Here is a 6,670-nt window from a genome sequence, read left to right as displayed (position 1 = left end):
CTCCGGCGCGGCCGGCCGCGCCGGAGGATCGCAAGCCGTCCGGACCCGAGGGGGCCGCCGCTCCGCCCGCTCGGCGCGTTCCGCCGCGGCCGCGGCCAGACGGTCCGTGGCACCGGCCGACGACCCGCCGCCCAAGGATCCGCCACCCAAGGATCCGCCGCCCAGCCGCGACGCCATCGCGTCGGACCGCTCGGCCCGCGCCTTGCGGGCCGAGTCGGACTCGACCTTGCGGATGGCCTCCTCGAGCGCCAGCCGCTCGCGGGTGATCTCCGACTCGCCGAGCGGCGGCTGCACGCCGCGCAACTGGGCGACGAGCGCGCCACGGGCCCGCTCGTAGAGGGTGCGACGCGCCTCGCCGGTGTTCTTCTCGAGGCCCGCGACCGCCTTGGCGATCAGTGGATAGTAGTCGGCCATCAGGTCCCGCTTTGTCCCGGCGTTCCTCGCCCCCGAGGCGCGGCGTGGTCAGCTTTCGAAGGGATTGTGGACCAGGATAGTGTCATCCCGTTCCGGGCTCGTCGAGAGCAGAGCGACCGGACATCCCACCAATTCCTCGATCCAGCGCACGTACTTGATCGCCTGCGCCGGCAGCTCGGCCCAGGACCGCGCATTGGCGGTCTTGTCCTTCCAGCCCTCGATGGTCTCGTAGATCGGCTCGACCCGCGCCTGCGCCCGCTCGCTCGCCGGAAGATAGTCGATGGTGCGGCCGTCGAGGCGGTAGCCGGTGCACACCTGGATCTCGTCGAGCCCGTCGAGAATGTCGAGCTTGGTGAGCGCCAGGCCGTGAATCCCTGAGGTGCGCACCGTCTGGCGCACCAGCACGGCGTCGAACCAGCCGCAGCGCCGACGGCGGCCCGTGACGGTGCCGAACTCGTGGCCGCGATCGCCGATCAGCCGGCCGATCTCGTTGTCCTGCTCGGTCGGGAACGGCCCGGCGCCGACCCGCGTCGTGTACGCCTTGCAGATGCCGAGCACGTAGCCGACCGCCGACGGCCCGAGCCCCGAGCCGGTCGCCGCCTGGCCCGCCACCGTGTTGGACGAGGTGACGAACGGATAGGTGCCGTGGTCGATGTCCAAAAGCGCGCCCTGGGCGCCCTCGAAGAGAATCCGCTTGCCCTCGCGCCGCACCTGATCGAGCAGCACCCACACCGAATCCATGTAGGGCAGCACTTTCGGGGTGACGGCCGCGAGCTCGTCGTAGATCGCCTTCGGGTCGTATTCGGGCAGGCCGAGGCCGCGCCGCAGCGCGTTGTGGTGGACCAGCAGCCGCTCGATCTTCGGGGTGAGCGACTCGAGGTCGGCGAGATCCATCAGGCGGATCGCGCGCCGGCCGACCTTGTCCTCGTAGGCCGGGCCGATGCCGCGCTTGGTGGTGCCGAGCCGCGTCTGGGCGCTCGCCGCCGCCTCGCGGTTGGCGTCGAGCTCCTGGTGCAGCGACAGGATGAGCGAGGTGTTCTCGGCGATCCGCAGCGTCTCGGGGGTGAGGCCGACGCCCTGCCCGTTCAGCCGGTCGATCTCCTCCACCAGCGCGCGCGGATCCAGCACCACGCCGTTGCCGATCACCGACAGTTTTCCGCGCACCACCCCGGAGGGCAGGAGCGACATCTTGTAGGTGGTGCCGTCGATGACGAGCGTGTGGCCGGCATTGTGGCCGCCCTGGAACCGCACCACGACGTCCGCCTGCTCGGAGAGCCAGTCGACGATCTTGCCCTTGCCTTCGTCGCCCCACTGGGAACCGACGACCACGACGTTCGCCATGTCAGCCTTCTGTCCTTCGGGCCGGGCCGCCGCCGTCCCGGGTTCGGGGCGCGCGGCCGCGGCGTGTTGTTCGCCCCAGGGGCGATGGTGCGCCCGGCGAGGCCGGGCCGAGATCGAGCCGGAGCGGCGAACCGCTCCCCTTCGTCATGGCCGGGCTCGTCCCGGCCATCCACGTCCTTTTCGCCCGACCGAGCCGGGCTTCAGTACCACCCGGCCGAGCCGGGCCGAGATCGAGCCGACGGCGGGCGACGACGCGCCACCCCCTCCGTCATGGCCGGGCTCGTCCCGGCCATCCACGTCCTCGCCGCCGAACGGTTTCGGACGCGCGGACACACGGCCCGCGTGCCGGGCCCTAAACGGGCGGCAAGCGGCCGGTGCCGAGAAAACGCTGTCGCGGGAACCGACGGGGGACGGCCGCGGGAGGGCCGGGTCACCCCTCCGACCGAATTCTCTAGAAGAATCCAGCCGCCGGCGCGAGTCCGAACCGCCGTGCCGCGGTGTAGCGCGCCGCGACGGGGAGGTCGAGGGGGGCGGTGCGGGTGGCGGATGGGAGTGGGCGCATGCGCGACGAGACAGGATTGGAGGAGCAGGAGGCGATACATATCACTCTCACAAAAGAGAGTTTGATTGGCTTCGCCCACAATCGCTTCGTTCTACATTCTACGTTCTGAAAGAAGGTGGCATGACGCCAGCGGCCGGACAAGAAAAGTGATACTTGTAAAATCTCAAGATTCGAGATTAAGTTGGCATTCACACCCATGCTTAACGGAACAAGGGGGGCGCTGAAGGCGCCACCCACACAGCTGAATTACGACTTTTTCACTAAAAATGAGGCATCTTATGGCGATGGCACCACAACCAGGAACAGAGTTTGAACGCCTTGTCGCCGATTTTTGCCGCAGGCATTGGGGAGGCGAGCACGTTCAAGTGAATCGGCATATCGACGGCCGGGAAGTTGATGTCATCATCGATAATGCCTCCGAACTCGTAATAATTGAATGCACCACCGAAAGAACAAAAAAGAAAGCCGAAAACGACATTTCAAAGATACGCTCAACACGTAAAGCTTTGGTTGGAGACGCGCAAGTTAAACCAATTCGAGGGTACTTTATAACACAATCAGAAGCTACTCCTGAGATTCATCGAATTGCATCTGATCACGGATCGTGGATTGAGGCTTGCTCATTTCCATACTTTGTTAACAAATTCAACTGCAGCCAATCTTATCTATTTGAGCGACGAAAGAGACCATTTGGAAGCGTGCGAAATCCACAAGACGATTCGATTCACCTGGATAGGAAACAATATGTGCACGTTCCATTTAGGGATTACGACAATCAATCCAAAATCACTCTAGACGATATTGTGAAAGATATAAACCAAAGACGCCGCACCCGCACTGTGGTAACAGGTGACTTTGGCGTCGGTAAAAGCATGACATTTCGAGAGCTATTCTTCCGACTAGCAGAGCAGTATGAAAGCGGAGAAACTTATAGATTTCCAGTTTACATAAATCTCAGCGATACAGCATTTGACGAAAACGACGACTTCATTGACCTATTAGAGCGGCACGCAAAGTGGGTAGGACTCCGATCCGAACGAGAAAAATTGGTGCACGCTTGGACGTCTGACTGCTGTGTACTGATATTGGACGGCTTTGATGAGCTCATTCGAGCTGGCTTTACGCGACTCACAACATCGTCACGCGACATTCGGTACGCTTCGTCACACATAATTAGATCTGCAATTGAGCAATCTCCGGGCTCAACGCCTATACTTATATCAGGGCGGCAAAGCTATTTTTCATCTTTTGATGAGATGCGAGCTTGCCTCGGCGCTCGCGACTTTGCACACGTTTCGTTGCACGACTTAAGCGAGAGTGAAGTAAAGATTTTATTTCACAAGATCAACCCAACGACTAGAAATGCAGTAATAATGGATTGGCTGCCACAACGCGCACTATTATTAGCTTATATATACTTCGAACTCGGCCCGCAACTTAGCGGTGACACGGAACTGCTTAATCCCCTGTCCCCCGGGGATGGCTGGAACCTGCTATTGAATCGCCTATGCGCCCGAGAGACACGGGTCGCCAAGGGAGCCGAACCTCGTCAAATACGTAGACTACTTGAACGCATCGCCCTGTTGGCGCGAACAAATATCTCAGACCCTGGGCGCATTACGAGCTTGCACGTTGCCGATGCTTATCGAGACGTTATGGAAATGGAGCCCGACATCTCCGTTCAACAGGTCCTAATGCGGTTTCCCGGACTGACAGCAGGACATGCCAACGAAGAGAGAGGTTTTATCGATAACGCGATTTTTGAAGCAGCACAAGCCGGGACCATTGTAGAAGCAATTAGGGCACTAGCAACGAACAGTGATAATTACATAAATTCAGAAGCAATTTTCAGAATGCTTCGACTTCTTACAAAAACACGGTCGGGAGCGTCTCAACTAACTGCACGGGTGGTTGTTTCCGCATTGCGAATGGATGGACAGAGTGGCCAACTCAGCGCCGCAATAAAGGCCTTGATGAACAATAACAACTTATCCAACGGCAACTTGCTAGCCGATCTACTGGTCTGCGCAGCATTGGAGCCTGAGGTGCTGCTTAGGAAAGAAATAAAGAAAATCCAGATACATGTTGCTGCTTTTCAAGAACTTGAGATAACACCTGAGCTAACAAGTATTGCTCAACTCCTATTCGAGGATTGCATTTTTGATGTGCTCAACATTTCTCTTGATTCATCGCAAATTGAGCGCCTTGAGTTTTCAAAATGCCGGGTTAAGGAATTGAGTTGCTCCGCAGATGTCGCGCAACGGCTCACGAAGTGCGGCTTGAGGGATGATCAGATCGAGATAAAAACCCTTATAGATGCGACGAACTCTGATATTATGGCAACCTCATTGCCGGAATGGTTTAAAGTTCTTAAAATAATACTCAGAAAGCTATTTAATCAGCCCGGATCCGGGAGAAAAAAGACTTCGTTCTATCGTGGAGTGCACGGAATCAATAATGAACTCATAGACAAATGCTTAAATGCACTACTGCGGCACAATCTGGTATATGTTACAGGAACCCCCCACTCTGATGCTTCGGTCTGGCACCCCAATCGAGCGGCGAGCAAACGCGCATCCTTCCTGGTCGATACCATTAATATTCCGGATGATGTGCTAGTACAGGAAATCAAGCGAGAGTAGCAAGCGTAGCCCGGATTGAGCGCAGCGAATCCAGTGCTCGTCTCGTCCGGGCATCCGCCAAAGGATCCCGGGTTTCGCTGCGCTCAACCCGGGCTACGGCGCTGCGGCCATTCTCACGCCGCTGCGGCCAGGACCGTGTCGGGATCGTCGGCGGCGATGGCGGTGTGCGACAGCACCGCGAGGTGCGGGGTCGCGGCCTTGTCGCCGAGGACGGCGATGCGGCCGGGTTCGTTGTCGCCGAGGTCGCGGATGTCGAGGAACTTCGTCACCGCGCTGCCGACCGCCACCGCGTGCGGCGGCACCAGCTCGAACAGGGCGAGGCGGCCGGCCCTCTCGACCACGGCGTCGAACGTCCAGTCCTCCGAGGCGCCGCGGACCACCCGGCTGCGCGCGACCATGGCCGCCCCGAACAGCGTGTCGAGCCGGTCCAAGAACATCGCCCGATGATCGGCGTGCGGCACGCTCACGAGCTGCAGCCCAACGGATGGGTGAAGCTATACCCAACGACTCCCGGACGCGGCCGGATGATGGGTATCGCTTCGCTCCACCCATCCTACGCGCTGTCCATCCTGCACGGCCAGATGCAACCGGCGATATTGAAATGCCGGTCCGACCCCGGGCAGATCGCCTTCCGACCTGTCATTTCGAGCCGCTCGAACCAGCGCCTCCGTGGAACGCCGACACCTCGTCGGCGGTCAGCTTGCCGTCGCCGTTCGCGTCCATGGCCTTGAACATGCGCGCATGCACGGCCTGGAACTCGTCGAGAGAGACGGTGCCGTCGCCGTTCGCGTCCATCATGACGACCATCATCCGGGTCATGCCGGGCCGCATCATGCCACGGCCCATCATCCCCGCGCCCATCATGCCCATCCCCATGGGACCTCCGCTCGGTCCGGCCTGTCCCATCATGCCCGGCATCATGCCGCCGCCGCTCGGCCCCGACTGCGACGTCCCGCCCGCGCCAGGCATGTTCGACCCGGCCGGCTGGGCTGCGACGGCCGAGATGCCGAGAACCGAGGCCGCGGCCAGTACGGAAACGGTGATCAGCGTCTTCATCGATGAACTCCTGTTGTCTCGATGCTCGTCTTCCGTATGCCCGAGGTCACGACGGTGTTCCGATCGTCCAGCCTGTAGGATGGGTGTCGCGTTCGGCTCCACTCATCCTACAGGTTGCGCCGCCTCGGCGCCTTCTCGACTTTATTCCTATCGCCCCGTAAAACCGCTTCCGTCCTGCCCATCGAGGGGCGTCGACCGGTGACGTCGGGCGATGGGGCGGGCCGGCGACGTGCGGTTTTCGCGCTCCGGGGCACCGGGGCTCGCAAAAGCGCACCAAGGGCGGGTCGGACCCGCCGGAAAAGCCGGGCGCCGGAGCAACGGTAAAACCGCCGGCGCATGTGGCGCCCGCGCGTCCGGCCTCGTCCGCCGGGCTCCCGGGCGGCTCGGGAGTGCGCCGCCGGGCACTAGGGTCTTCGACACCCCCTTGGGACCCGGAGCGTCCGCAGAGCGCGACGCCGGACCGCCGCCGTCGTGGTTGCGACGCCCGCGATTACGAGCCCGAGACCGCAGAGACGCCACCAGCGGAGCGCCGACAGGCGTCGCGCATCGTTCGCCGCGATGCGCGCCGCGCCTTCCTCGCGAAGGCGCACACTACGGACGCGCCTCTCGGCGCTCCGCTCCCCTCGGTTTCTTGGGCCGAGGGCACGGGTCATGG

At 61.4% G+C, this 6,670-nt stretch carries 4 protein-coding genes and 1 pseudogene; 1 reads left to right on the top strand and 4 read right to left on the bottom strand.

Features of this window, described 5'->3' with window-relative positions; all coding sequences use genetic code 11:
- Nucleotides 1–414, bottom strand: a pseudogene (locus CCR97_RS31700) (hypothetical protein); the annotation flags it as partial.
- Nucleotides 415–462: 48 nt separating this feature from the next.
- Nucleotides 463–1,755, bottom strand: a complete 1,293-nt coding sequence (locus CCR97_RS13165; protein ID WP_111358344.1) for an adenylosuccinate synthase — start codon at nucleotides 1,753–1,755, stop codon at nucleotides 463–465.
- 840 nt (nucleotides 1,756–2,595) lie between these two features.
- Here CCR97_RS13165 and CCR97_RS13160 point away from each other — a divergent pair.
- Nucleotides 2,596–4,959 (top strand): NACHT domain-containing protein, encoded by a 2,364-nt coding sequence (locus tag CCR97_RS13160; protein WP_170145924.1) that lies wholly within the window; start codon nucleotides 2,596–2,598, stop codon nucleotides 4,957–4,959.
- A 113-nt stretch (nucleotides 4,960–5,072) separates the two neighbouring features.
- On the opposite strand, the gene CCR97_RS13155 is transcribed toward CCR97_RS13160, so the two are convergent.
- Nucleotides 5,073–5,396, bottom strand: coding sequence for a hypothetical protein (locus CCR97_RS13155; protein WP_201159550.1), 324 nt, complete (start codon nucleotides 5,394–5,396; stop codon nucleotides 5,073–5,075).
- A gap of 202 nt (nucleotides 5,397–5,598) precedes the next feature.
- Nucleotides 5,599–6,015: an EF-hand domain-containing protein gene (locus CCR97_RS13150; protein WP_111358342.1), complete on the bottom strand. Its 417-nt coding sequence runs from the start codon at nucleotides 6,013–6,015 to the stop codon at nucleotides 5,599–5,601.
- Between the last annotated feature and the right edge of the window lie 655 nt (nucleotides 6,016–6,670).

Origin of the sequence: Rhodoplanes elegans (genome assembly GCF_016653355.1) — a bacterium.
In the GTDB taxonomy this organism is placed as follows: domain Bacteria; phylum Pseudomonadota; class Alphaproteobacteria; order Rhizobiales; family Xanthobacteraceae; genus Rhodoplanes; species Rhodoplanes elegans.
Note: the sequence above shows the minus strand (reverse complement) of the source record. Positions and strands in the feature narration are given on the sequence as shown.